A 19,558-nucleotide genomic window follows, 5' to 3' on the forward strand; every position below is an offset into this window, starting at 1 on the left:
GGTCACATCACGCGGATGTGGCGGTCCAGTTCCCAGGGCGTGACCTGCTGGCGGTAGGCCGCGAATTCCTTGCGCTTGTTGCGCATGAAGTACTCGTAGACGTGCTCGCCGAGTGTCTCGGCCACGAGTTCGCTCTCGTCCATGATGCGGATGGCCTCGTCGAGGTTGCGGGGCAGTTCCTGGATGCCGATCGCCTTGCGCTCGCGGTCCGAGAGGCGCCACACCTCGTCCTCGGTCTCCTCGGGCAGCTGGTATTCGCCCTCGATCCCCTTGAGGCCCGCGTTGAGCATCACGGCGTAGGCGAGGTACGGGTTGACCGCCGAGTCGATGGCGCGGTACTCGATGCGCGCGGAGGAAGTCTTCCCCGGCGTGAACTGGGGAACCCTCACGAGGGCCGAGCGGTTGGCGCGTCCCCAGCACGCGTACGACGGGGCTTCTCCCCCACCGACGAGGCGCTTGTAGGAGTTGACCCACTGGTTGGTGACGGCGGTGATCTCCGGCGCGTGGTGCAGCAGGCCGGCGATGAACTGCTTGGCCGTCTTGGAGAGGTTGTACTGGTCCGCCGCGTCGTAGAAGACGTTGGTGTCGCCCTCGAACAGCGACATGTGCGTGTGCATGCCGGAGCCCGGGTGCTCGGAGAACGGCTTGGGCATGAACGTTGCGTGGATGTCCTGGCTGACGGCCACCTCCCGCACCACGACGCGGAACGTCATGATGTTGTCGGCCATGGTGAGGGCGTCGGCGTAGCGCAGGTCGATCTCGTGCTGCCCCGGGGCAGCCTCGTGGTGGCTGAACTCGACGGAGATGCCCATCTGTTCGAGGATGGTGATGACGTCGCGGCGGAAGTCGGTGCCGTCGCCCAGCGTGGTGTGGTCGAAGTAGCCGCCCTGGTCCAGCGGGACGAGGGGGTTGAGCGAGCGCAGCAGGAAGAACTCGATCTCGGGGTGGATGTAGAAGGTGTAGCCGAGATCGGCCGCCTTGCCGAGGGCGCGCTTCAGCACGAAACGGGGGTCCGCGAAGCTCGGTGAGCCGTCGGGCAGTTTGATGTCGCAGAACATCCGCGCCGTCGAGCGGCCGGCCTGCCGCCACGGCAGCACCTGATACGTCGACGCGTCCGGGTGCGCCACCATGTCGGACTCGTAGACCCGGGCGAAGCCTTCGATCGCGGAGCCGTCGAAACCGACGCCCTCCGCGATGGCGCCCTCGACCTCAGCCGGAGCGATCGCCACAGATTTCAGTGAGCCGAGCACATCGGTGAACCACAGCCTGACGAACCGGATCCCGCGCTCCTCCATGGAGCGGAGAACGAACTCCGTTTGCCTATCCATGCGCGCAAGTTTGCCGCGAAGATGTTACAGCCGCGTGACATTCTGCGTTCTGGGCGCGCTCCGGACCGCCCCTAGACTGGGCCCATGGCTCAGCCCGGTTGGTATGCGGATCCCACGGCGCCCGATGGGCGCCGTTACTGGGATGGTCAGCGATGGGTGGACCCCACGCCGCCGCGCAGGGGCCGCGCGGGCTGGGTGTGGCTGTCGGTCGCCCTGGTCGTGGTCGCAGCCCTGGTGGCCGCGCTCCTCATCTTCCCCAGCCGGGCCAACCCCTTCGCCCCCACCCCCGAGGACACCCGCACGGCTCGCCCCACCGGCAAACAGTGGAACGAACGGGTCCCGTCGGAGACGCCCACTCCCACCGAGGTCGAGTCGCAGTTCGGCGAGTCCATCGACTGCCCCTCCAGTGGGGACTGGCCGCGCAGCGAACTGACGGACGGGCGCCTCGAAGGTGGCGGGCTGAGCGTCGAAGCACCCCAGGGCGAGAAGTGGCGGATGAGCCCCGCCCACATCGACTGGATGTACGACGGCAACTCAATGCTGCGCGAGATCGTCTTCGGCTGGATCAGCAACGTCAACGTCGGCTACATCAAGGTCTCGGACGGTTTCTCGGCCAATCCCCGCGCCGCGGCCGAGCAGTTCGTCAACTGCATGGCGTCGTCGGGCATGTTCCTCGGCTTCACCAGGCGCACCGTCCTGTGGAACGAGGAGTGGGACGTCTCCGGCAGGCCGGCGTGGCGGCTCACGTCGAACGTCTACGTCGGCGACTGGAGCCACGAAGGCATCGAGGGCGACACCGTCGACATCATCATCGTGCCCACCGACGACAAGGACCGGTTGGCGGTGTACGTCTGTTGCGTGACCATCGGACACGAGGAGAACATCAGCGAGGTCGAGCCGGTGTTGGAGTCGCTTGCGTACGAGGGCTGACGCCTACAGACGGCCCGGCGGGAGCGGGGATAGACTCGTCGACTGTGAATCCCGTTACTCCGCACACCATCACCCCCGTTCGCGACGTCCCCCGCAGCATCCTGCGCCCGGAGTACGTCGGGAAGAAGGCACCGAAGCGCTACACCGGCTCCGATGTCCAGAGCGACGACGTGATTGAGAAGATGCGGGTGGCGGGGCGGATCGCTTCCCGGGCCATGCATGAAGCGGCCAAGGCGATCGCGCCGGGCGTGACCACCGACGAACTGGACCGCATCGCGCACGAGTACATGCTCGACCACGGCGCCTACCCGTCGTCGCTGGGCTACCGCGGATTCCCCAAGTCGATCTGCACCTCCGTGAACGAGGTCGTCTGCCACGGCATCCCGGACACGCGGCCGCTCGAGGACGGCGACCTGGTCAAGATCGACTGCACCGCGTTCAAGGACGGCGTGCACGGCGACAACTGCGCCACGTTCTTCTGTGGCGATGTCGACGAGGAGTCGAGGCTGCTGGCGGAGCGCACGTTGGAGTCGCTAAACCGGGCGATCAAGGCCGTGCGGCCGGGGCGCCCCATCTCTGTCATCGGTCGGGTCATCGAGAGCTACGCGAAGCGCTTCAACTACGGCGTGATCCGCGACTACACCGGTCACGGTGTGCACACCGCCTTCCACTCCGGCCTGGTCGTCCTGCACTACGACGAGCCGCGCGTCGACACCGTGATGGTGCCGGGCATGACGTTCACCATCGAACCCATGCTCACGCTGGGCGGGTACGACACTGAGGTGTGGGACGACGACTGGACCGTCGTCACCGCCGACCGTTCGCGCGTGGCCCAGTACGAGCACTCCCTCGTCGTGACCGCGACCGGCGCGGAGATCCTGACGCTTCCCTGACGAGTCCCCGCCTCCCGTCGCTGCGAACTGGCGACGGTGTGCCGAAGGCCCGATCCACGGTAGAATCGTTGGTTGGACGAGACGGCCAGATGATCGCGGCTGGAAACAGCTGAGGAAAGTCCGGGCTCCACAGAGCAGGGTGGTGGGTAACGCCCACCCGGGGTGACCCGCGGGACAGTGCCACAGAAAACAGACCGCCCAGCAATGGGTAAGGGTGAAACGGTGGTGTAAGAGACCACCAGCGCTCCGGGTGACCGGAGCGGCTAGGTAAACCCCACTCGGAGCAAGACCAAGAAGGCCGGCCTCCGGGCCGTCTGCGGACACCGTTCGAGCGCTGCTCGCGCGAGGTGTCCGGGTAGGTTGCATGAGCGCACCGGCAACGGTGGGCCTCAGATAGATGATCATCCGTCGACAGAACCCGGCTTACCGGCCGTCTCGTCCCCACCCTTCCGAAGGCCGTGTTGCCGCGCGCAGCGCCGGCTGGGGCAGCGACTCGACCCGCCTGCACCCCGGCGGCCTACGATGCAGACATGCGCCTGCGTCCCCACCTCTTTGTCGAGCACGATCAGGTGGTGGCAGAGCGTCATCCACTGGCGGACGAGAACGTGCACTTCTCCCGTTCGCTGGTGGCCGCGGTGCTGGAGGACCTGTCCCGGCCGGACGACCGGGTGCTCGATCCGTTCGCCGGCTTCGGCACCACGCTCCAGGTCGCGACGGCCATGGGAAGACGCGCGGTGGGCGTCGAACTCCTGCCCGAACGCTGCGCCGTCGCCGCCGCGGTGGCCCCGGACGCCTTGATCGTGCAGGGCGACGCCCGCCGGCTGGCACAGCTGGTCGAGGGCCCCTTCGATCTGATCCTGACATCCCCGCCCTACATGGCCGCAGATGACGGCCCGGAGGATCCGCTGTCCGGTTACACCGGCGCCAGCACCTACGAGCGCTACCTGGCCGAGCTCCGCGGAGTCCTGGCGCAGTGTCTCGAGCTGTTGACGCCGGAGGGCCGCCTCGTCGTGAACGTCGCCAACATCGACACGGGCACACACTTCACCCCTCTCGCCTGGGATGTGGGGAGGATGCTCGGCGAGCTCGGACGCCTGGCCCAGGACGTCTTCGTCTGCTGGGACCGGTCCTGGCACGACCTCGCGGGCGACTACCTGCTCGTCGCACAGCGCGGGGCCGATCAGCGCTGAGCCGCGACGCCTGCGATCCGCAGGCCGTACTTATCCACAGCCGGGAAACCACGCCGCGAATTGTCACTGTGCGCGAATATTGTGGGGGTCATGGAGATCGGTCAGCATCCAGCAGTCGAGGCGCTCAGCGCCGTCGACGCGTTGCTCTCCGGAATCGACGTGGAAGCTCTGGCGTCCTGTCCCGAGGTTGAGCTGGTCAATGTGATGCGCAGCGCCCGGAGGCTCCGGAGCCGCATCGACGCGCTGGCCTGCGTGGTGACTGACCATGTCAACCGGCGCCAGGCTTCGATGAAGGCCGTCGGCACCCCCACCACCTCGTTGATCGCGCTGGACGAGAACCTCGACAACCGGCAGGCCGCGGGTCAGATCGCCCTCGCCGGGGACATGGTCCGACACGAGGCGCCCAAGCAGGCGGCACTCGACGGAACCATCTCGGCGCAGCAGGCAGCCGCCATCTCCAAGGGAATCGCGGACCTTCCGGACCTACCCGCAGAGGTCGTGGCCAGAGTCGCTGAAACCTTCGTGGCCAGGGCCGCAGGGGTACCCGCGAGGAAGCTCGCGAGACTCGCTCCGGACGTGTTGGCCGCAGTCGCTCCGCAGCACGCGCTCCGCGACGAAGACTCTCTCCAGCGTGTCGAGCGCCAGCGTGCCAACGCAGTCAAGAACCGCCGCTTCACGTGGGGCAACGACGGCGAGGGATCCATCTGGTTCACCGGCCAACTCCCCGAACTCGAAGCAGAGCCGTGGATCCGGACCTTGTCGGCCATGGTCGCGGCGGACAAGCGGGCGGAGCGGGACAGGGAGCAGGCGGCACGCCACGGGCAGATCAATGCCCGCACCCGCCGTGCCCTGACCCGCCCCGACACGCAGCGCACCCCGGCGCAGCGCAACGCGGACGCACTCATCACCCTCTTCAGAGAACCCGCCACTCGCACTCCCGTGGGTGACGCGCCCATCGTTCAGCTATCCGCCCACGGCGACGCCGTCAGGGCCGAGGGAGTCGCGCGCCCACGTGACAGGGGGAGCCGCTCCCCCAGGGCGCAGATCCGCGTGACGATCTCTTTGGCAGATCTCCTCGACCGCGCCGGCGCCGGCGGGGTCCTGGATTCGGGCACCGAACTGACGCCCGGCCAGCTGCGCCGTCTGGCTGCAGAGGCGGAGATCATCCCCTTCGTCCTCGGTGGCAGCTCGGAGATCCTGGACATGGGCAGCGCCTCCAGGCTTGTGACGCCCGCACAGCGCAGGGCACTCGAACTCCGCGACGGAGGCTGCGTCTTTCCCACCTGCACGAAGACTCCAGAGGAATGCGACGCCCATCACGTCAATCCCTGGAACCTCGGCGGGAAGACCAACCTCAAGGAGTTGGTGCTGCTCTGCGGGCACCACCACAACATCGTGGAGCCCGACGTCAACGGCCGCCGAGACCAATGGAAGATTCACTTCGATCCAGTGACCGACACTCCGGAGGTACTACCACCCGAGCGCTTCAACGGCCCGAGGCGCATGTGATGGCCCCGGTTCGCTCTGCGAGTCCCGCTGCGCGGGGCTTCCGCCGCGCCACCTCTCGACGTTGACTCCGCGCCCGCGCGTCTCGGGGAGCCCGAAGCTCGCGCGGTCGCAGCGCTCTCGTAGGGTGGGCGTCGGGCCAGAGAAGGGAAGCAACAGACATGTACGGCGAGAACAGGGAGTATCCCCAGGCAGCACACCTGCTCACTCCCATCGGCGTTGTTGTCGTCGGTATGGTGCTGGCAATTGTCCACAGCCCCGTCTGGTGGCTGCTCGTCACGGCCTTCGCCGGCCGCGCCGTTCACCTGGGGTGGCTCCTGGCGCAACGTCGCCGCAGCGCTACCCCGCAGCCGGGTACAGTTGCGCCATGAGTGACGCTGAGCAGACCGACGCCCCGCTGGACCCAAAAGAGGCCATGCGGCAGGCCCTTGAACGCAAGAAGCAGGCTGAGCACCTCTCCGCCAACGCCGGAACCCACGGGGACCGCAAGCAGGGCGGCCAGGCCCATGGGCCCGCCGTCGGGCGCCGCGAGTTCCGCCGCAAGTCCGGCGGCTAGAGCCTGATCAGTTCGGACGGGACAGGGTGACCTGTCCCTTCCGGACGTCCACCTTGTCCACACGCACCCGCACCTCGGAGCCAACTTCGCTCGCCTTGGCCGGCACCCGGAGTTCGACGGCGGGTTCAGCAATCTGCACCGTCCCCACATGCGTCTTGGGGTCGACGTCCGTGACGACGCCGGTGAAGATCGCACCCACCCGGTTACTGAGCACGAGGCCCTCTGTGAGGTCGATGACGCCACGCTCGTAGGCACGAGCAGACCGGCCGGTCTCGGCCATCTCCTCCGGCAGAGCGGCCAGCCCGTCACGGGCCCACTGCGGTACCTCGAGGCCGTTGATCAGCGCATGACAAATGGCCAGGACGTAGCGGTCCACCAGCCTCCGCAACGGCGCGGTCGTGTGCGCGTAGGGCGCGGCCAGCGCCGCGTGCAGCAGGTTCTCGTCCGGAACCTCGCCGTCGAAGGCCAGGTACCCGGCCCCGCGGAACAGCATGGTGCACTTCGTCAACGCCGCCAGCTGCCTCGGGTCCTTGGGGGACAGCGACCGCACGAACTCCGGATACGGCATCTCCTTCGGCCACGGCACACCCAACGAGCGCACGGCCCGCCGCAGCTTCTGCAGCGACCACTCCTCAGCCGGCGGCAACGTCCGCAGGACGCCCACCTTGCCCGTGAGCATGGTCTGCGCCGCCGCGAAACCCGTCATCAGCGAAATCTGCGCGTTCCAGTTCTCCACCGGCACGAGCGCTCGGAACTCCAGTTCCCAGGTGCCGTCGCGCTCGACGATCTCCTGGTCGGGCAGGTTCAACGACACGCCACCGCGCTCGATCTCCAACTGCTGACGGAGCTTCCCCACCTCAGGCAGCAGTGCGATGCTCGCATGAGGGGTACCGCCGTCGAAATCTGCCTGGACGCCCTCGTAGTTCAGCTTGGCCCGGCTCTCCACCAGGGCGCGCGTCAGGCCGACGTCGACCACCTCGCCGCCCGCGTCCAGATGGAGTTCCCACACGAAGGCCGGCCGAGGCTTCCCGTCGGCCAACAGGGACCCCGCGTCCTCGGAGATCACCGCCGGGTGCAGCGGAATACGCGCGCTGGGCGCGTACTTCGTCATCCCGCGACGATGGGTCTCGGCCTCCAACGCCGTGCCCGGCCGCACGAAATGCGGCACATCGGAGATGGCGTAGCGGACCAGGTACCCGGCGCCCTCACGCTCGATCTGGATGGCCTGGTCGAGGTCCTTGGACGTGGGCGGGTCGATCGTGACGAACTCGACGTGGGTGAAATCCGCATGGTCGTCCGTCGATTGCCGAGCGGCGAGTTCCGCGTCGGCCACCACCTCGTCAGTGAAGTGGAGCGGCATCTCCAGCCGCTCCTGCAGGAGTTGGATGGCCTCCCGGAGGGACTCGGGGATCTCGTGGACCCGGAGATGCAGCGAAGGCATCAGAGACCAGACTCAGCCGTACGCACCAGGATGCGGTCGCACTCGACGCAGCGCAAGACCTGGTTCGCGGGGGCCTTCTTGTAGGTGTCCAGATCAGACAGGGTCAACTGCAACTGGCAGCCGGTGCAGCGCCCGGCCTTCAGCGTCGCGGCCCCCAGCCCGGTGGAGGCCCGCAGCTTCTCGTAGAGCGACATCAGCGGCGGTGCCAGCCTCGCCGCCACCGGGCCACGATCAGCGGCCAGATCCTTGGCCTCCCGGCTCAGCTTCGCCACCGCCTCATCGCGGGCAGCCACCTCCGCGTGCAGCTGGTTCTCGATCTCCACCTTGCGCGCGGCGACCCGGTCGCGATGGGCGACGGCGTCCTCCAGACGACTCATCACCTCGAGCTGGTCGTCCTCGAGCTCGATGATGCGCTTCTTGAGGTGCTCGACCTCCTCGGTGAGCGAGCGCAGCGTCTTCGGATCGCCGATCGAACCGTCGGCCAACCGCTGCTCGGTGCGCTCCAGCCGCGCCTTCACCGGCGTCAGGTCGGTCTCTGCCTTGCGGACCCAGATCTGCAGGTCGTCGACGCGGGTGCTGGAGGCAACCAGCTCATCAGCGACACTCTTGCGCGCACTCATCAGCTCAGCGATGGTCTTGTGCTGCGGGAGCGAGCGCGCAGCGTGTTGCACGCGCGCCACCTCCGAGTCGAGCTCCGCCAGGGTAAGCAGAGTGCGTTGATCAGCGGGGTCAGCGAGCATCGCGAATCCTTTGTCCAGTTGGGTGGGGTTCACTCTACTAGGACGGGGGCGTCCGTCAGAGACTCAGACGCTCAGTCACCTTCGCCGCGAGCTGCTCCGTGATCCGCTGGGCCTGCTCGACGGTGGGCGCCTCACACATGACCCTCACCACCGGTTCGGTGCCGGAGGGGCGCAGCAGGACGCGGCCGGTGTCGCCGAGTTCTCGCGCGGCGGCCGTGACGGCAGCCTGGACGTCGGGGTCGATACCCGCGCGCAACTTGTCGACGTTGCGCACGTTGATGACCACCTGTGGCAACACCGTCATCACGGATCCGAGGTCCTTGAGCGACCTGCCGGTGGACTTCATCCGGGACGCGAGGTGCAGGCCGGTGAGCGTGCCGTCGCCGGTGTTGGCGAACTCGGAGATGATCACGTGACCGGACTGCTCGCCGCCCAGCGCGAAGCCGTTGGCGTTCATGGATTCCAGGACGTAGCGGTCCCCCACCTTCGTCTGGTCCACGCGGATCCCATGCTCACGCATGGCATTGACGAGGCCCAAGTTGCTCATCACCGTCGCCACGACGGTGTCGGAGTGCAGGCGGTGCTCCTCTTTCATGGCGATGGCCAGGATCGCGAGGATGCGGTCGCCGTCCACGAGGTTGCCCTCGTGGTCCACCGCGAGGCAGCGGTCGGCGTCGCCGTCGAGCGCGATGCCCAGATCCGCGCCCTCGTCCACGACGCGCTTCACGAGGTCGCCGATGTGGGTGGAGCCGCAGTCGTCGTTGATGTTGATGCCGTCCGGCTCGGCGTGGATCGGGACGATGTGGGCACCCTGGGCCGCGAATGCCTCGGGGGCGGTCTGGGAGGCCGCGCCGTTGGCGCAGTCGATGACGACCTTCAGCCCCTCCAGGGAGGGGTCCCCCAACGAAGCGACCAGGTGGGCCACGTAAGCCTCCACAGCGCCGAGGTCGCTGCGGATGCGGCCCACGGACGAGCCGGTGGGGCGCTTCCAGTCCTCCCCCATCCGGGCCTCGATGGCGTCTTCGAGGAAGTCGTCGAGCTTCACACCGCCGCGGGAGAAGAATTTGATGCCGTTGTCCGGCATGGGATTGTGCGAGGCGGAGATCATGACGCCCAGGTCGGCGTCCATATCGTTGACGAGGTACGCGACGGCGGGCGTGGGCACCACACCGAGCCGCACCACGTCGACACCTGCCGACGCGAGCCCGGCGATCACCGCCGCCTCCAGGAATTCACCACTGGCCCGGGGGTCGCGGCCCACGAGGGCCAAGGGCCGGTTGTCGCGGAACGCTCCGGCCTCCCCGAGGATGTGCGCCGCGGCGACCGACAGGTCCAGCGCCAGTTCAGCGGTCAGTTCAACGTTTGCGACGCCGCGGACGCCGTCGGTTCCAAAGAGTCGTGCCACGTCTGGAGACTCTACAGTCGCGCATAGAGGCTGAGCGAATCGCCACGCCCCACCCCGATCCAGGGAAAGGCGAACGCCCACCCTGCCGGAGCAGGATGGGCGTTCGACGTGCAGAGATCAGCGCTTGCTGTACTGCGGAGCCTTACGGGCCTTCTTCAGACCGGCCTTCTTGCGCTCGATGATGCGCGAGTCGCGGGTCAGCATGCCGGCCTTCTTCAGAGCCGGGCGCGAAGCCTCGGCATCGACCTGGTTCAGGGCGCGGGCCACACCGAGGCGCAGGGCGCCGGCCTGGCCGGAGGTGCCGCCACCGTCGATGCGGGCGATCACGTCGTAGGAGCCTTCGACGTTCGCGATCACGAACGGCTCGTTGACGTGCTGCTGGTGCAGCTTGTTCGGGAAGTACTCCTCGAGGCTGCGGCCGTTGATCTTCCAGGTGCCGGAGCCGGGCACGATACGCACGCGGGCGACGGCTTCCTTGCGACGGCCGGTGCCGCCGCCGGGGGCGACGATGGCCGGACGGGTGTCGATGCCCGAGGCAGCGACCGGGTCGGCGTCGGAACGGTACGCGATTTCGCGGTTCTCTTCGTCGACGAAGGGAGTGATCTCCTCGACGACGGTCTCGTCGATCTCGTTGGTCTCAGTCATGTTCTTCGGTCCTCGGCTCACTGGGCGATCTGAATGATCTCGAACGGCTGCGGCTTCTGGGCAGCGTGGGGGTGCTCGGGGCCCGCGTAGACCTTGAGCTTGCTCAGCATCTGACGGGAGAGCTTGTTCTTGGGGAGCATGCCCCAGACAGCCTTCTCGACGGCGCGGCGCGGATCCCTGTCAAGCAGTTCACCAATGGAGACGGCCTTCAGACCACCGGGACGACCGGAGTGCGAGTAGCGGTAATCGTCCGAGCGCTTGTTGCCGGAGAGCGCGATCTTCGATGCGTTGATCACGACGACGAAGTCACCCATGTCGACGTGGGGCGCGAACTGCGGCTTGTGCTTGCCACGCAGCAGGTTGGCGATCTGGGCAGCGAGGCGACCCAGAATGATGTTTTCGGCATCGATGACGTGCCAGTTGCGGACGATCTCGCCCGGCTTTGGGGTGTACGTAGACACAGTCCCACTTCCATTCATACTTAACTGATGGGGGTTGCACACCGGGACAGCGCCCCGTTAGGCCCCGAAAAGATGGCGTACAACAGCTACCCATCCTAAGTGCCGTGCGCCCCATCTGCAAAATGACCGCTCCGGCGACACCCGCAGCCGATCACCACCGTTCAGGAGCGCGCCCCCTCCCCCGTCACGCCCCACATCGGCACCAACCGCGCAGCGGCCGATACCTATCGCCACACTTGATCTATCTATCGAGTTGCGATAGGTTTCGAGCCTACGAGGGGAGCTCTCATGGGCAATGCGACAATCTGGGCGTTGAAGGCGGTGATCGCGCTGTCGCTGGTCGGTTCGGTGGTGGTGCAGGTCATGATCCTGCCGGCAGTGTGGCGCGACATGGTCGACGGCGGTGCCCCGCTGTGGGCCCGCGTGACTCTGGTGGGCATCGCCGCGCTGGGGATACTGAGCATGCAGGTCTTCGCCGTGTGCGTCTGGCGCCTGCTGACGCTGGTACGCAGAGGTTCGGTGTTCTCGGAGGCCGCGTTCGGGTACGTCAACGTCATCATCGCCACGTTCGCCGTCGCCTCCGTGATCTGCCTCGTACTCGCCGTCGTCCTCGCGCCGGGCGGTGTCGCGCCGGGGCTCGTCGGCCTCATCTGCGGCGCGTCGCTGGTGCTGGCCGGTATCGCCCTGCTCGTCGTGGTGATGCGCCGCCTGCTCATCCAGGCCACCGCGCGCGAGTCCGAGGTCCGGGCGCTCCGCTCCGAACTCGACGAGGTGGTCTGAGTGGCCATCGTCGTCGACATCGACGTCATGTTGGCGCGCCGCAAGATGGCCGTCGGCACCCTCGCAGACCTCGTGGGCATCACGCCGGCGAACCTGGCGGTGCTCAAGAACGGCCGGGCCAAGGCCGTGCGCCTGACGACACTCGACGCGCTGTGCGAGGCCCTCCAATGTCAGCCGGGCGACCTGCTGCGGTGGGAACCCGACGCTGGCGCAGATGCCCTCGACGGCGGGGCCGTCGTCGCGTCCCCGAGGTTCGCCGACCGCACCGATTGACCCTTTGGCAGGCCATTTGAGGGGGTCGGGGCCCACGGCCCGATCGCGCACACTAACGTATGTGCATGGCCTCAAAGACGAGTTCCCAGATCACGATCACGTCCCCGGACGATGTACGCAACGTCGTCCTCGTCGGCGCGAGCGGATCGGGCAAGACAACCCTGTTCGAACACCTCCTGCGTGCGCGGGTGGATGGATATCGCGGCGAGAAGGAAACCCAGGAGCGCGCCGCCACGCTGTGGCTGGCGTCCATCCCGGCGATCGACGTCCAGATCAACCTCCTCGACGCTCCCGGGCACCCGGATTTCGTGGGTGAGCTGCGCGCAGGTCTGCGTGCCGCCGACGCCGCGGTCTTCGTGGTCCCTGCCGGTGACGACATCGATCCCACGACAGTCGCGTTGTGGGAGGAGTGCACGGAATCCAACACCCCACGCATCATCGCGATCACCAAGCTGGACCAGGGCCGCGCGTCGTTCTCCGACATGGTCGCGGCCTGCCAGACAACCTTCGGCGCGGGAGTGATCCCGGCGCTGATCCCGCTGGAGAAGGACGGCACCAACGTCGGCAACCTCTCTCTGCTGAACAAACGCGCCCATGACTACTCCACCGGCAAGCGGGTCTCCCGCGACTCCACTCCTGAGGAACTCGCTCTGATCGACGCGGCCCGCGCAGACCTGCTCGAGGCGATCATCACCGAGGTGCAGGACGACGACCTGATGGAGCGCTACCTCGAGGGCGAGGAGATCGCGGTGGAGGAAGCCAACGGCGCGCTGCTGCGCGCGGTCGTCGGCGCCCGCTTCTTCCCCGTCCTGCCCGCCCACACCACCTCCGACAAGGGCACCGAGGAACTGCTGCGCTGGATCGAACAGGGCTTCCCGCCGCCGTCGATGCTGCCCGTGCCCCCAGTGACCACGCCCAACGGCGCGCGTCTGCCCGACGCCACGTGTGACCCCGACGGCCCGCTGGTGGCCCAGGTGGTGCGCACCACGTCGGACAACTTCGGCCGTTCCTCCCTCGTGCGCGTCTTCAGCGGCACGCTCCGCGGCGACCAGGTGGTCCACGTCTCCCGCAACCGCGAACTGTTCGGCTGGGACCCGGACCCGATGCGCCCGGACCAGGACGAAGAGGAGCGGATGGGCCCCATGTCGGCGCCCTACGGCACCGAGTTCACCCCGCTGAACCAGGCGATCGCCGGTGAGATCGTGCTCGTCAGCAAGCTGTCGAGGGCGGAGACGGGCGACACCCTGTCAGCCACGGAGCGCCCTGCGTTGATCGAGCCGTGGGAACTCCCCAGGCCGCTCCTGCCGGTGGCCATCAAGGCGACCACCCGCGGCGACGAGGACAAGCTCGCCGGCGCCCTCCACCGCATCTCGATGGAGGACACCACCGTGCGGCTCGAACGCAACTCCGAGACCGAGCAGCAGCTGCTCTGGGTCATGGGCCAGGCGCAGAAGGACCTGGCGCTGAGCAAGTTGAAGGACCGCTTCGGGCTCAACGTCGTCGAGGAGGAGGTGCGCGTCGCGCTCCGCGAAACCGTACTGACGCCGTCGAAGGGGATCGGCCGCAACGTGAAGCAGTCCGGTGGCCACGGCCAGTACGCCATCTGCAACATCCAACTGGAGCCGCTCGAGCGCGGCGCCGGCTTCGAGTTCGTCGACAAGGTCGTCGGAGGGTCTGTGCCGCGCGCCTACATCGGATCGGTCGAGAAGGGCATTGAGCAGCAGTTGGCGCTGGGCACCAAGTTCGGCGTGCCGATGGTCGACGTGCGGGTCACGCTCTACGACGGCAAGTCCCACTCTGTCGACTCCTCCGACATGGCCTTCCAGGTCGCCGGGCAGTACGCGCTGCGCGACGCGTCGGAGAAGGGTCAGGTGGGGCTCCTGGAACCCATCGAGCGGGTCCGGGTGCGAGTGGGCGACCAGTATCTCGGCGCCGCGCTGACCGACCTCGGCGCACGACGCGCGCAAGTGCAGGGCACGGAGATGGACGGCAACGGCCACGCCGTGGTCGAGGCGCTGGTGCCTGCGATCGAGTTGGTGAGCTACCCGATCGACCTGCGCGGCGTCGCCCAGGGCACGGGCACCTTCACCCGCGAGTTCGTGGGCTACGAACTCATGCCTCAGGAGGCCTGGCCCACCGCCTGATCGGTGAGCACGTCCAGGAGGGCGTCGGCGACTTCTCGTTTGGAGCCCGACGCCTCCTTCACGACCTCGTCCCGCGCATCCAGCACGTACAACGTGTTGTGCGACGTCTCGAAGCCCTTGTCCCAGCCCACCTGGTTCACCGCCAGGAGGTCGACGCCCTTCTTCTGCCGTTTCCGACGCCCGCGCTCGAGGTAGTCGTCCCCGGTTTCCGCCGCGAAGGCCACGATGGTCTGCCCGTCGCGGCGCCCAGCGGCCAGCCCCGCAACGATGTCCTCGTTCTCGACGAGGGTGAGCGACGGCACTCCCCCGACCTCCTTGGTGAGTTTGCCCTCGGAGACCTCCGCCACGCGGAAATCCGCCACGGCCGCGGCCATGATCACGACGTCGGCCTCGGCGGCCAGTGAGCGCATCACTCCGGCGAGTTCCGCAGCGGAACCCGCCGTCGTGATCTCGACGCCGGGACGCTGGGCAGGGCGCAGCACGTCCGCCTCGACGTTGGTTGCGGCCAGCAGCACGCGCGCGCCGCGTTCGGCGGCGGCGACGGCGATCGCCACGCCCTGCCTGCCGCTGGAGCGGTTGCCGATGAAACGCACCGGGTCGATGGGCTCTCGGGTACCGCCGGCCGAGACCGCCAGGGTGACGCCCTCCAGATCCCGTCGACGGCCGGCCAGCGCCAGGGCGGCCTCGTAGATGGCCTCGGGTTCACTCATCCTGCCCGGGCCGGAATCGCCGCCGGTCAGCGGCCCGTCGTCGGGGCCCACGACGTGCACGCCGCGGCTCCGCAGCGTCGCCATGTTCGCCTGCGTGGCGGCATGCAGCCACATCTCCGTGTGCATGGCCGGGGCGACCAGCACCGGCGCCTTCGTGGCCAGCAGCGTGGTGCCCAGCAGGTCCGACGCCAGGCCGGCGGCCATCGCGGCGAGGGTGTTGGCCGTGGCGGGCGCGACGATGACCAGGTCTGCGTTCTGCCCGAGCGCCACGTGGCGCACCCGGGGGACGTCGTCGTGCACGGAGGTGGTGACCGGGTTGCGGCTCAGCGACTCCCAGGTGGGACGTCCCACGAACCGCAGCGCGTCCTCTGTCGGCACGACATGCACCTCATGCCCGTCGCCGATCAGCAGCCGCACCAGGTGCACCACCTTGTACGCCGCGATGCCGCCGCTGACCCCAACCACAATGTTCATGTCCGTGATTCTTTCATCCGGGTACGCTGACTGACCATGTGCACCGTGGTGATTCGCGTTCCCGAGCCCGGGCCGGGCCGCGTCAGGCTGCTGGCCATCCGGGACGAGGACCCGGGCCGGCCGTGGCGGCCGGTGGGCCAGTGGTGGCCCCAGCACCCGGAGATCACCGGTATCCAGGACCTGTCCGCCGGCGGAGCATGGCTCGCGCACAACCACCTGCAGCTCAGCGTCCTCCTGAACCGCGCGGGCGGTCCACCCGAGGGCATCATCCCGACGACCCGGGGCGACCTCGTCATCGGCTCCCTCACGGGACGCCAGGTCCCGGCGACGCCCACCACCCTGGGGTTCAACCTGGTGGAGGCCACCTTCGACAGCGTGCGCGTCACCTCCTGGGAGGGAGGCGCGACGCGCACCGTCGACCTCGAGCCGGGCACGCACATGATCGCGCACTCGGACGTCGACGACTTCGGGGCGGAGCGCATCGCGCACTGGCTGCACCGCTTCGCCGACGCCCCCACCGAGGGGGTGCGCTGGTGGACGCAGTGGGCCAAGGTGCTCGACGAGGGCGGCCGGAACCTGGACCCGACAGACGACCGCGCGCTCATCCGCGACAACCGCGCCCACGGCTTCCCGACGCTGTCGCTGCTGGCCGTCGTGGCGTCGATCGGCCCCGGCAACGTCACCAGCGGGATGGGTGTGCTCGGGGAACCCGGGGTCTGGGAGCCGGTCGCTCCCCTCCTCACCAGTCCCTGAACCGTCGGCTCAGAGGATCCCGCCGCTCGGCACGATCCGCTTGCCGAACGGGAAGCAGGTCACCGGGATCATCTTCAGCGACACCCACGCATTGGCGATACCGATGACGGTCAGCGACTGCGCGAGCGCCGAGGTGATGTGCAGGAGCGCCAGCCACCACCCCGCCACCACGAACCAGATGACGTTCATGAGCCCTGATCCCCAACCGGCCCCCGGCTTCGGTTCGACGGTGCGGCCGAACGGCCAGAGCACGTAGTTGGCCATGCGGAACGACGCGAGCCCGGCCGGGATCGTCACGATGAAGATGCAGGCGATCACGCCCGCCAGCATGTAGCCCAGGGCCAGCCAGAAGCCGCCCAGGATGACCCAGATGACGTTGAGAATGGTGCGCATCGATGACTCCTCGTGGTTGCCGATCAGCACCTCACAGTCTAGTTCGCGCGGTCACCGGTAGGCTGGGCCGGTGATTTCCCGACCCCCACGCCCCCGCCGCGACATCGTCAGTTTCGTGCGCCGCAGCACGCGGATGAACGAGTCGCAGACCAAGGCCTGGGAGCGGCATGCCGCCGAATACCTCGTGGACATCCCGCGTGGCGAGTTGGACACCTCCGTGGCGCCTGAGGCCCACGTCGACTGGGCCGCGGAGTTCGGGCGTGAGGCGCCGCTGATCGTGGAGATCGGCTCCGGCGCCGGCGACTCCCTCGTCCCCATGGCCGCCGGCCGTCCCGAATGCAACGTGGTGGCGTTCGAGGTGTTCGAGCCCGCCGTCGCGTCCACGCTCGGCCGGCTGGGCCGCATCGGAGCCACCAACGTGCGTCTGGCCCTGGTGGACGGGGCGCAGGCGCTCCCCCGCCTGTTCGACGACGGCTCGGTCACCGAACTGTGGACGTTCTTCGCTGACCCCTGGCACAAGAAGCGCCACCACAAGCGTCGCCTCGTCAGCACGGGGTTCGCCGATGTCGTGGCCGCCAAACTGGCGCCGTCCGGGGTGTGGCGACTGGCCACCGACTGGGAGGACTACGCGCTCTGGATGCGGGAGCACCTCGACGACCACCCCGGCCTGGTCAACGTGCACGACGGTTGGGCCCCCAGACTCGAGGAGCGCCCCGTCACCAAGTACGAGGCACGCGGGTTGGCCGCGGGCCGCACCGTCTTCGACCTCACCTACCGGAGGGCCGATGCGACTCAGGATTGATTTGGCCTACGACGGCACCGAGTTCCACGGCTGGGCCACCCAGCCCGGGCTACGCACGGTGCAGGCGACCCTCGAAGAATGGATCGGCAAGGTGCTGCGCCTCGCCGGGCCGCCCACACTGGTGGTCGCGGGCCGCACCGACGCGGGCGTGCACGCCCGACGCCAGACCTGCCACGCCGACCTGGACCTCGACGAGGACCCGTCGGCCACCCTGCTGCGCCGTCTCCGCCGCGTCCTCCCGGACGACATCGCCATCCGCGACGTCACCCCGGCCCCCGAAGGTTTCGACGCGCGGTTCTCGGCCATCTGGCGGCGCTACTGCTATCGCCTGACCGACGGGGTCGCCGATCCGCTGCTGCGCGGGCACATCACACCGTCGCGCGAACCGATCGACGTCGGCGCGCTCAACGCCGCCGCGGAACTGCTGATCGGGCTGCGGGACTTCGCCGCCTTCTGCCGGCCGCGCCAGGGTGCCACCACCATCCGCGACCTCCGGGAGCTCAGCGCCACCCGCCGCCCCGACGGCGTGATCGAGGTGCACCTGCTGGCGGACGCGTTCTGCCACTCGATGGTGCGCTCCCTGATGGGCGCGCTGACCGCCGTGGCGGCGGGGCGGCGCAGCCTCTCCTGGTTGGAGGAGGTGGCCGCCAGCAGCGTGCGCCATGGCGAGGTGCAGGTCATGCCGGCCCGTGGCCTCACGCTGGAAGAGGTGGGCTATCCGCCCGACGATGAACTGGCCGCCCGCGCCACCGCGGCGCGCGCCATGCGCACCCTGGAGACATCATGAGCCACTACTTCGACACCCCTGACCAGCCGCTGGTCACGCACGAGTTCACCGCCACCGTCTTCGGCAACGACCTGACGTTCACGACAGCCGGTGGCGTGTTCTCCGGGGGCCGCCTCGACCTCGGCACCTCCGTCCTACTGCGCGAGGTGAGCCCACCCGAGCGGGGCCATCTGCTGGACCTCGGGTGCGGAGTCGGCACCATCGCCGTCGGGCTGGCCGTGGCGGCGCCCGGCGTCACCGTCGACGCGGTCGACGTGAACGGCCGCGCCGTCGAGCTGACCCGGATGAACGCGCAGCGGCACGGTGTCGCCGAGCGGGTGCACGCCGTCGCCCCCGACGAGGTGCCCGCGGACGTGCGCTACGACGAGATCTGGTCGAATCCTCCGATCAGGATCGGCAAGCAGGCGTTACACGAGTTGCTCCTGACGTGGTTGCCGCGGCTCCAGCCTGACGGTGTCGCCTGGTTGGTCGTCGGGAAGAACCTCGGCGGTGATTCGCTGCAGCGCTGGCTGACGGACCAGGGGCATCCGACGGAGCGCGTGGCGTCGGCCAAGGGCTTCCGTGTGCTCAGGGTCGCCGCCTCAGGGGCCTGATTTCCCCGCCAGCGGAACCCGCTGAGAAGTTGAAGCGGTGACCAAATGGGCGGCATAGGATGGGGACCGTCAGCGCGCAACGGCGCGAGTCAACGATCAGGAGACACCATGACCTACACCCTTCCCGACCTCGACTACGACTACGGGGCACTCGCCCCGCACATCGCCCCGGAGATCATGGAGCTGCACCACAGCAAGCACCACGCCGCCTACGTGGCCGGTGCCAACACCGCCCTCGAGCAGCTCGCGGCCGCGCGCGACAAGGGTGACTTCGGCGCCGTGAACAAGCTCGAGAAGGACCTCGCCTTCCACTTGGGCGGCCACATCAACCACTCCGTCTTCTGGAAGAACATGTCGCCCAACGGCGGCGGCGAGCCCACCGGCGACGTGGCTGAGGCGATCGGCGAGTTCTTCGGTTCGTTCGACGGCTTCAAGAAGCAGTTCAACGCCGCCGCCAACGGCCTGCAGGGCTCCGGCTGGGCCATGCTCGTGTGGGACACCCTCGGCCAGCGCCTCAACATCAACCAGCTGTTCGACCAGCAGTCGAACGTGCCGGTCGGCCAGCTGCCCGTGCTGCAGCTGGACATGTGGGAGCACGCCTTCTACCTCCAGTACAAGAACGTCAAGGGCGACTACGTCAACGCCTGGTGGAACGTCATCAACTGGGACGACGTGGCGCAGCGCCTCTCCGCCGCCAAGAACGTCCAGCTCACCTACTGAGCCACCGCGTAACACGAAGACCCCGGGCCCAGGC

Annotated in this window: 21 protein-coding genes and 1 other RNA gene; 14 read left to right on the forward strand and 8 right to left on the reverse strand. The window is 68.3% G+C overall.

All coding sequences use genetic code 11. The features are described 5' to 3' along the window. Positions 1-2: 2 nt before the first annotated feature. Positions 3-1,295, reverse strand: a complete 1,293-nt coding sequence (locus J7D54_RS09790) for a glutamine synthetase family protein (protein ID WP_076058101.1) — start codon at positions 1,293-1,295, stop codon at positions 3-5. Positions 1,296-1,412: 117 nt separating this feature from the next. Here J7D54_RS09790 and J7D54_RS14290 point away from each other — a divergent pair, with 117 nt between their 5' ends. The 6 genes from J7D54_RS14290 (at position 1,413) to J7D54_RS09815 (ending at position 6,403) form a co-directional block, all read left to right on the forward strand. After that, positions 1,413-2,258 carry a DUF2510 domain-containing protein gene (locus J7D54_RS14290; protein WP_182763747.1) on the forward strand — a complete coding sequence of 282 codons (846 nt, stop codon included), beginning with the start codon at positions 1,413-1,415 and terminating at the stop codon, positions 2,256-2,258. 44 nt (positions 2,259-2,302) lie between these two features. Further along, on the forward strand, positions 2,303-3,151 hold the full coding sequence (gene map, locus J7D54_RS14295; protein WP_182764282.1) for a type I methionyl aminopeptidase: 849 nt from the start codon (positions 2,303-2,305) through the stop codon (positions 3,149-3,151). 77 nt (positions 3,152-3,228) lie between these two features. After that, an RNA gene (gene rnpB, locus J7D54_RS09800) (RNase P RNA component class A) lies at positions 3,229-3,593 on the forward strand. An 88-nt stretch (positions 3,594-3,681) separates the two neighbouring features. Continuing rightward, complete coding sequence (locus J7D54_RS09805) at positions 3,682-4,341, forward strand: TRM11 family methyltransferase (RefSeq protein WP_182763748.1); 660 nt, start codon at positions 3,682-3,684, stop codon at positions 4,339-4,341. Between the two features lie 90 nt (positions 4,342-4,431). Next, on the forward strand, positions 4,432-5,850 hold the full coding sequence (locus J7D54_RS09810; RefSeq protein ID WP_182763749.1) for an HNH endonuclease signature motif containing protein: 1,419 nt from the start codon (positions 4,432-4,434) through the stop codon (positions 5,848-5,850). A gap of 364 nt (positions 5,851-6,214) precedes the next feature. Beyond that, complete coding sequence (locus tag J7D54_RS09815; protein ID WP_076058089.1) at positions 6,215-6,403, forward strand: DUF5302 domain-containing protein; 189 nt, start codon at positions 6,215-6,217, stop codon at positions 6,401-6,403. Positions 6,404-6,410: 7 nt separating this feature from the next. Here J7D54_RS09815 and J7D54_RS09820 read toward each other — a convergent pair whose 3' ends face one another. From J7D54_RS09820 to rplM, 5 genes are all read right to left on the reverse strand, one after another. Then, positions 6,411-7,844 (reverse strand): RNB domain-containing ribonuclease, encoded by a 1,434-nt coding sequence (locus J7D54_RS09820; RefSeq protein WP_182763750.1) that lies wholly within the window; start codon positions 7,842-7,844, stop codon positions 6,411-6,413. Then, positions 7,844-8,584, reverse strand: coding sequence for a zinc ribbon domain-containing protein (locus J7D54_RS09825; protein ID WP_182763751.1), 741 nt, complete (start codon positions 8,582-8,584; stop codon positions 7,844-7,846). Before J7D54_RS09825 ends, J7D54_RS09820 begins: the two co-directional genes overlap by 1 nt. 55 nt (positions 8,585-8,639) lie before the next feature. Then, complete coding sequence (gene glmM / locus J7D54_RS09830) at positions 8,640-9,989, reverse strand: phosphoglucosamine mutase (RefSeq protein ID WP_182763752.1); 1,350 nt, start codon at positions 9,987-9,989, stop codon at positions 8,640-8,642. Positions 9,990-10,106: 117 nt separating this feature from the next. Then, on the reverse strand, positions 10,107-10,634 hold the full coding sequence (gene rpsI, locus J7D54_RS09835) for a 30S ribosomal protein S9 (protein WP_182763753.1): 528 nt from the start codon (positions 10,632-10,634) through the stop codon (positions 10,107-10,109). A 17-nt stretch (positions 10,635-10,651) separates the two neighbouring features. Next, on the reverse strand, positions 10,652-11,095 hold the full coding sequence (gene rplM, locus J7D54_RS09840) for a 50S ribosomal protein L13 (RefSeq protein ID WP_076058081.1): 444 nt from the start codon (positions 11,093-11,095) through the stop codon (positions 10,652-10,654). A 288-nt stretch (positions 11,096-11,383) separates the two neighbouring features. Between rplM and J7D54_RS09845 the strand changes: the two genes are divergently transcribed. The 3 genes from J7D54_RS09845 (at position 11,384) to J7D54_RS09855 (ending at position 14,292) form a co-directional block, all read left to right on the forward strand. Then, positions 11,384-11,875, forward strand: a complete 492-nt coding sequence (locus J7D54_RS09845) for a DUF2975 domain-containing protein (protein WP_182763754.1) — start codon at positions 11,384-11,386, stop codon at positions 11,873-11,875. Then, on the forward strand, positions 11,876-12,148 hold the full coding sequence (locus tag J7D54_RS09850; RefSeq protein WP_182763755.1) for a helix-turn-helix transcriptional regulator: 273 nt from the start codon (positions 11,876-11,878) through the stop codon (positions 12,146-12,148). It abuts the gene before it with no gap. Positions 12,149-12,213: 65 nt separating this feature from the next. Beyond that, entirely contained in the window at positions 12,214-14,292 is a 2,079-nt protein-coding gene (locus tag J7D54_RS09855; protein ID WP_182763756.1) for an elongation factor G-like protein EF-G2, read from the forward strand. On the opposite strand, the gene coaBC is transcribed toward J7D54_RS09855, so the two are convergent. Beyond that, entirely contained in the window at positions 14,268-15,476 is a 1,209-nt protein-coding gene (gene coaBC / locus J7D54_RS09860; protein ID WP_182763757.1) for a bifunctional phosphopantothenoylcysteine decarboxylase/phosphopantothenate--cysteine ligase CoaBC, read from the reverse strand. The two genes, J7D54_RS09855 and coaBC, sit on opposite strands and share 25 nt — an antisense overlap. A 45-nt stretch (positions 15,477-15,521) precedes the next feature. Here coaBC and J7D54_RS09865 point away from each other — a divergent pair, with 45 nt between their 5' ends. Beyond that, complete coding sequence (locus J7D54_RS09865; protein ID WP_209455106.1) at positions 15,522-16,229, forward strand: NRDE family protein; 708 nt, start codon at positions 15,522-15,524, stop codon at positions 16,227-16,229. A 9-nt stretch (positions 16,230-16,238) separates the two neighbouring features. Here the strand turns inward: J7D54_RS09865 and J7D54_RS09870 are convergent, their stop codons facing one another. After that, positions 16,239-16,622 carry a YccF domain-containing protein gene (locus tag J7D54_RS09870; protein ID WP_182763759.1) on the reverse strand — a complete coding sequence of 128 codons (384 nt, stop codon included), beginning with the start codon at positions 16,620-16,622 and terminating at the stop codon, positions 16,239-16,241. A gap of 70 nt (positions 16,623-16,692) precedes the next feature. Here J7D54_RS09870 and trmB point away from each other — a divergent pair, with 70 nt between their 5' ends. The 4 genes from trmB to J7D54_RS09890 all read left to right on the forward strand — a co-directional run bounded on the left by trmB (position 16,693) and on the right by J7D54_RS09890 (position 19,524). After that, a complete protein-coding gene (trmB, locus tag J7D54_RS09875) occupies positions 16,693-17,424 on the forward strand; it encodes a tRNA (guanosine(46)-N7)-methyltransferase TrmB (RefSeq protein WP_245243950.1) in 732 nt (243 codons plus the stop codon). Next, complete coding sequence (gene truA / locus J7D54_RS09880) at positions 17,408-18,211, forward strand: tRNA pseudouridine(38-40) synthase TruA (protein WP_182763760.1); 804 nt, start codon at positions 17,408-17,410, stop codon at positions 18,209-18,211. The genes trmB and truA overlap by 17 nt, the downstream gene beginning before the upstream one ends. Beyond that, complete coding sequence (locus tag J7D54_RS09885) at positions 18,208-18,804, forward strand: class I SAM-dependent methyltransferase (protein WP_182763761.1); 597 nt, start codon at positions 18,208-18,210, stop codon at positions 18,802-18,804. The genes truA and J7D54_RS09885 overlap by 4 nt, the downstream gene beginning before the upstream one ends. A gap of 108 nt (positions 18,805-18,912) precedes the next feature. Further along, entirely contained in the window at positions 18,913-19,524 is a 612-nt protein-coding gene (locus tag J7D54_RS09890; RefSeq protein ID WP_182763762.1) for a superoxide dismutase, read from the forward strand. Positions 19,525-19,558: the final 34 nt, after the last annotated feature.

It is taken from the genome of Tessaracoccus sp. MC1865, from assembly GCF_017815535.1.
Classification (GTDB): domain Bacteria; phylum Actinomycetota; class Actinomycetes; order Propionibacteriales; family Propionibacteriaceae; genus Arachnia.

What these genes read in the sequence shown, in the direction of transcription:
- J7D54_RS09805 (WP_182763748.1), top strand. Translation starts at nt 3,682, where the DNA reads ATGCGCCTGCGTCCCCACCTCTTTGTCGAGCACGATCAGGTGGTGGCA.
- J7D54_RS14290 (WP_182763747.1), top strand. Translation starts at nt 1,413, where the DNA reads ATGGCTCAGCCCGGTTGGTATGCGGATCCCACGGCGCCCGATGGGCGC.
- J7D54_RS09855 (WP_182763756.1), top strand. Translation starts at nt 12,214, where the DNA reads ATGGCCTCAAAGACGAGTTCCCAGATCACGATCACGTCCCCGGACGAT.
- rpsI (WP_182763753.1), bottom strand. Translation starts at nt 10,634, where the DNA reads ATGACTGAGACCAACGAGATCGACGAGACCGTCGTCGAGGAGATCACT.
- J7D54_RS09790 (WP_076058101.1), bottom strand. Translation starts at nt 1,295, where the DNA reads ATGGAGGAGCGCGGGATCCGGTTCGTCAGGCTGTGGTTCACCGATGTG.
- J7D54_RS09870 (WP_182763759.1), bottom strand. Translation starts at nt 16,622, where the DNA reads ATGCGCACCATTCTCAACGTCATCTGGGTCATCCTGGGCGGCTTCTGG.
- coaBC (WP_182763757.1), bottom strand. Translation starts at nt 15,476, where the DNA reads ATGAACATTGTGGTTGGGGTCAGCGGCGGCATCGCGGCGTACAAGGTG.
- J7D54_RS09820 (WP_182763750.1), bottom strand. Translation starts at nt 7,844, where the DNA reads ATGCCTTCGCTGCATCTCCGGGTCCACGAGATCCCCGAGTCCCTCCGG.
- J7D54_RS09845 (WP_182763754.1), top strand. Translation starts at nt 11,384, where the DNA reads ATGGGCAATGCGACAATCTGGGCGTTGAAGGCGGTGATCGCGCTGTCG.
- J7D54_RS09825 (WP_182763751.1), bottom strand. Translation starts at nt 8,584, where the DNA reads ATGCTCGCTGACCCCGCTGATCAACGCACTCTGCTTACCCTGGCGGAG.
- J7D54_RS09810 (WP_182763749.1), top strand. Translation starts at nt 4,432, where the DNA reads ATGGAGATCGGTCAGCATCCAGCAGTCGAGGCGCTCAGCGCCGTCGAC.
- J7D54_RS09890 (WP_182763762.1), top strand. Translation starts at nt 18,913, where the DNA reads ATGACCTACACCCTTCCCGACCTCGACTACGACTACGGGGCACTCGCC.
- truA (WP_182763760.1), top strand. Translation starts at nt 17,408, where the DNA reads ATGCGACTCAGGATTGATTTGGCCTACGACGGCACCGAGTTCCACGGC.
- J7D54_RS09885 (WP_182763761.1), top strand. Translation starts at nt 18,208, where the DNA reads ATGAGCCACTACTTCGACACCCCTGACCAGCCGCTGGTCACGCACGAG.
- J7D54_RS09815 (WP_076058089.1), top strand. Translation starts at nt 6,215, where the DNA reads ATGAGTGACGCTGAGCAGACCGACGCCCCGCTGGACCCAAAAGAGGCC.